Annotated in this window: 1 protein-coding gene and 2 pseudogenes; 2 read left to right on the plus strand and 1 reads right to left on the minus strand. The window is 71.7% G+C overall.

The features are described 5' to 3' along the window. Positions 1–903: pseudogene (locus AWZ10_RS13575) on the minus strand (phosphatase); the annotation flags it as partial. Positions 904–1,415: 512 nt separating this feature from the next. Between AWZ10_RS13575 and AWZ10_RS13580 the strand changes: the two are divergent. Then, entirely contained in the window at positions 1,416–2,081 is a 666-nt protein-coding gene (locus tag AWZ10_RS13580) for a bifunctional DNA primase/polymerase (RefSeq protein WP_060891168.1), read from the plus strand. A gap of 55 nt (positions 2,082–2,136) precedes the next feature. Continuing rightward, a pseudogene (locus tag AWZ10_RS13585) lies at positions 2,137–2,545 on the plus strand (hypothetical protein); the annotation flags it as partial.

The following is a 2,545-nucleotide window of genomic DNA, read 5'->3' on the forward strand; positions in this document are numbered from 1 at the left end:
GCGCGGTCCGGTGCGGTGCCGGGCGGCGAGCTGGACGCCGGCGACGCGGGGCAGCCGGGAGGGGAGCAGTTCCTCGGCGATGGTCGCCATGCACGCCCGCGTGCGCTCGACCTCGACGAGCCGGGCCAGATGCTCGGCGGCGTACCGCGTGTACAGCCCGGCGAGGTGGCGCTGTCGCTCGACCGGCTCCGCGGGCTCGTCGTACAGCCAGACGGCGGCGCCGAGCGGGCCGGCCGCCTCGGTGGACAGAGGGAGCGCGTAGCTCGCCGCGTATCCGAGCCGGGCGGCGACCTCGCGGTGGCGGGGGTCGAGTCCGTCCTCGGCGAACAGGTCGGGCTGGGCGATCTCGCCGTCACCGCCCGGCAGCCCGTCGAGGATGCGGCCGTACGGCAGGGAACTGCGCGGCACGGTCTCGATGTGCCCGAGGTCGGCGCGGCCGAGGCCGAGGCCGATGGTCGTGTCCGGGCCGAGTCCGTCGCCCGGTTCCAGGACGACGAGACCGCGGCGGGCGCCGACCAGGGCGGCTCCGGCGTGCAGGGTCTCCTTCAGCGCGCTGTCGAGTGAGTCCGTGCGGGTCAGACGTTCGGTGAGTTCGTGCAGCGTCGTGAGATCCGAGACCCAGCCCGCGAGTCTGTCCTGCAGAACGGCCCCGGGAGCGGTGCCCGCGCCTGTGGCGGGAGGGGCCGATGAGGTGCCCGAGGCGGCGGGCGCGGGCGCGACAGTGTGTGCGGGGGAGGGAACCGTTGAATCGATTCCAGCCACTTTCGGAGGGTGAGGGGCGTTCATGGTGTCCGGCTTTCCGACCGGTGCGTATTGCTCAAAAGCATCGCAAACCCCCATGTCATTCTGCGCCGCTAGCGGTCTCTCCACATGTACACGCACTCGTGAGGGGATGTCCAGCATTGTCCTGCTGGGATATCTGGTGTCCGTGCGGCTCTGTTGGACACCTGTCAACTTCTTGTCCAGTCCTTCGGAAACGGGAAAGTTGACTTAAAAGTGTTGTGGTGAACGGTGTATTGAGGTCGACTGGCCTTGTTCAACAGAGCGTCACAGCGGTCGTGATGGGTACGTACTCGGTGAAGACCAGGGGCGGCGGAGGCCGCCCGGAACCTGGCGACGGAACCGGGCGTCCTATCCACCGACGACCGAGCCCCATCCTCCCGTGGCGGAGGCGGCGAGCACATGCGGGACAGCAAAACGCCAGGCGCCGCCACCCCTACGCCATGCCCATGCTTTTGACAGACGCAAGTCGACGCAAGCGATGGACGCGGACGTAACCGAGCTCGGCCCGCAGGGTTCCCCTTGTCCGCGACAGGGGTGTGATGCGCCAGCAGGTACGCACAGTGCAGTGAACGACACATGTTGTGATGTGACCCACGGTGTTGCCATGCGTGCAACGGAAAGGACGAGCGCTCATGCGCGAGATCCCCGGAAAGCGACGCAGGCTCCTGTCCAGGCGCAACGGCGGGAGGCCCGAGCTTCTTGAGCAGGCCCTGACGTTCGCGACGGAATGGCAGTGGCCCGTACTCCCGGGGGTGGCGCCGGACCCGCAGGGGAGTGCCCGCTGCGGATGCCCGGACCCGGAGTGCGTGGTGCCCGGCGCTCACCCCTTCGACCCCGGCCTGCTGGCCGCCACCACCGACGAGCGCATGATCCGCTGGTGGTGGGGCAACCGGCCGACGGCACCGATCGTGCTGGCCACCGGCTCCGCCGCCCCCTGCGCGGTGAGCCTGCCGGCTCTGGCCGCCTCCCGTGCCCTCGCCGCGCTCGACCGCACCGGCATGCGCCTCGGCCCCGTGGTCGCGGCCCCGCACCGCTGGGCGATCCTCGTCGCGCCGTACTCCATGGAGCAGTTGGGCGAGCTGCTCTACGCCAAGGACTTCGTCCCCGGCTCGCTCCGCTTCCACAGCGAGGGCGGCTATCTGGCTCTGCCCCCCTCCGAGACCGGTCACGGCCTGATCCGCTGGGAGCGGGCACCGCTGCCCGGTTCGGCCGCGCCGTGGGTGCCCGACGTCGAGGCGGTCGTGGACGCGGTCGTCGACGCCCTCACTCGTACGGGTGTGAGCGCGCCCGAGTTCTGAGCCCGCCCGGCGCGCGGAGGGCCGGGCGCCCCCGGTCGGTCGTTATCTTCCGCACATGCAGCGTCTTCCCGGGGGCCACGGGGCCCCATCGCGCGGCCGTCACAGCGCTCCCCCGCCCCGGAGCCGTAGAGCACCCAAGTCGGAGCGCGGCGGGCCGGATCCACGCCGGCTCCGCCTCGCGGGGCTGACGGCCGCGGTCGCGGTGGCGCTGGGCCTGCCCCTCGCCGCCTCCGCCGGCCCGCTCGCGGACGTACGTACGTCCGAACGCGCCCTCACGTCCGAGCGAGTTCTTGCCTCCGACCTCGACCGCGCCGGTGAAGTCGCCGGACTCGGAAGCGGAGCCGACGGGCGGGCGGACGGAGCCGGTGAGGTCGCCGAGAAGTCCTCCGGGCACGTCGATCCGAAGGCGGGCGGGTCGGACGGGAGGACGGCGGGCGGTGACGCCGGGTCGGGCGGTGCCGACG

This window comes from Streptomyces europaeiscabiei (assembly GCF_001550375.1).
GTDB classification, from domain to species: Bacteria; Actinomycetota; Actinomycetes; order Streptomycetales; family Streptomycetaceae; genus Streptomyces; species Streptomyces europaeiscabiei.

What these genes read in the sequence shown, in the direction of transcription:
- AWZ10_RS13580 (WP_060891168.1), top strand. Translation starts at nt 1,416, where the DNA reads ATGCGCGAGATCCCCGGAAAGCGACGCAGGCTCCTGTCCAGGCGCAAC.